This is a genomic window from Nocardioides sp. CPCC 206348 (assembly GCF_048654705.1).
Classification (GTDB): Bacteria; Actinomycetota; Actinomycetes; order Propionibacteriales; family Nocardioidaceae; genus Nocardioides.
Genome location: NZ_JBMCZA010000216.1, coordinates 1 through 1805, shown reverse-complemented (window position 1 = coordinate 1805; position 1805 = coordinate 1). Strand labels below are relative to the sequence as shown.

Here is a 1805-nt window from a genome sequence, read left to right as displayed (position 1 = left end):
AGGTTGTACGACGAGCAGTTCTCCCGCGTCCCGCTCCCCACCGGTGCCGGCGATCCCCGACGGGCCGACGTCCCGCTCTAACGCGGTTCGTCCGACTCCGCTGGGATAGACCCCCAGCGGGTCAGCCCAGTCCGAGGATCCGGGCCGCCTCCAGCGCGACGTACAGCTCGGCAGCGTCCACGGGCCGAGCGAGGTCACGTCCGGTGACCTCCTCGAGCCGTCGTACCCGGTAACGGACGGTGTTGCGGTGCACGTGCAGCGCCTTCGCCGCGGTGGACGTGGAGCCGCCGCCCTCCAGCCACGCACGGGCGGTGTCGACCATCACCGCGCGGTCGTCGGGTGCGAGCGCGAGCACGGGGGCGAGCACGGCCTCGGCGAGCGCCCGGGCCTGGTCCGGGCTGCTGGCCAGGAGTACGGCGATGGGCTGGTCACCGAACCGGACGACCGCGGTCGAGCCCGGCGTCCCCGCCGCGCAGGCCACGCGCGCCTGGCGCCGCCCCTCCCGGGCGTCCTCCCATCGCACCAACGGTCGGCTGATGCCGACCCGGCCCGCGGCGATGGGTGACAGCGCCTCGACGACCCGCTCGACGCCGAACCCCTGGCGCAACCCGATGACGCCCTCGTGGTGGTCGTGGTCGAGGCGCCACGCGGACACGGCGTTGCTGCGGCGCAGCAAGCGCTCCACGTCCGGAAGGCCCTCGGCGCCAGGCGTCGGCGACTCGGCCGACACGACGACGTACTCACCGCCGCGACCGAGGTCGAGCAGGCCGGCCGTCTCGCCGATCGGGGCGTCCTCCCCCTCGCCGTCGAGCAGGGACCCGACGAGCACGGCCCGCATCTGGCCGTCGCGCCGCGCGCGGTCGGACAGCGCACCGCGATAGGCGTCGGTGACCGAGGCGGCCAGGTCGTCGGTGACCGCCCAGATGTCGGCGGCGGCGAGCAGCAGCACGTCGCGTGCCTCCGGTTCGGCACGCTCGACGAGGGTCTCCCAGATGAACCGGCCACCGAGCCGGAAGGCCTGGAGCACCGCTGCGTAGGGCGCGCCCTGCTCGGCGCGAGCCGTCCCCGTCAGTCGCGGGCTGTCGAGATTCACTCCTGCGTCGCCGGCGAGGTTCCCGAGGATGTACCGGACGTTGTCGGTGCAGGACGCGACGACCTCGTCGAAGCCGAGCACCGGGTTGCCCGCATAGAACGGGATCTCCTCCCGGAGCCGCTCGGCGATGCGGCGGCCGAGCTGGTCGGCCTCCGGGAGCAGGCGGCGGCTCAGCGCACGCACCTCGGGGTCGACATCGGCTCTTTGCACGACCGAAAGGTAACGCTCCGCTTGTGCCGGTGCACAGGCCACCGCACCCATGCCGGTGCAGACAGCCGATGCGCTCGACGTCCCGGCCGGGAGACGCTGGAGCGGCCAGCCCGAGGACCCCAGGAGCCGCGATGAGCACGATCCCCGCCAGCCGTCTCGCCGAGAACGCCGCACCGCTCGACGCCCTGCTCGTCGACGCTGCCCTCGGCACGATCCGCCGCTTCGTGCCCGACGCATCGACGGCCCGGTGGGCGATCTCGCTGGCCCGCCGGCCGCGGACGACGGTACGACGCCTGGGCGGCCTCGCCGGCGAGGCCGCGAAGATCGTCGCGGGAACGTCAGAGGTGGCGCCCCGTCGTGGCGATCGGCGCTTCGCGGACGTCGGCTGGACCGACAATCCCCTGTTGCGCCGTCTCGTCCAGATCTACCTCGCCGCCGGCAAGACCGTCGAGCAGTTGGTCGTCGACGCCGACCTCGACCCCCGGGACCGCGAGCGGGTCCG

2 protein-coding genes are annotated in these 1805 nt (G+C 73.9%); one reads left to right on the top strand and one right to left on the bottom strand.

All coding sequences use genetic code 11. From position 1 onward, the window contains the following. Window positions 1–121: 121 nt before the first annotated feature. Complete coding sequence (locus ACOADB_RS23285; RefSeq protein WP_378604337.1) at window positions 122–1303, bottom strand: PucR family transcriptional regulator; 1182 nt, start codon at window positions 1301–1303, stop codon at window positions 122–124. A 131-nt stretch (window positions 1304–1434) separates the two neighbouring features. Here ACOADB_RS23285 and ACOADB_RS23280 point away from each other — a divergent pair. Further along, the coding region (locus tag ACOADB_RS23280; RefSeq protein WP_378604334.1) for a hypothetical protein at window positions 1435–1805 on the top strand (371 nt) is incomplete at its 3' end.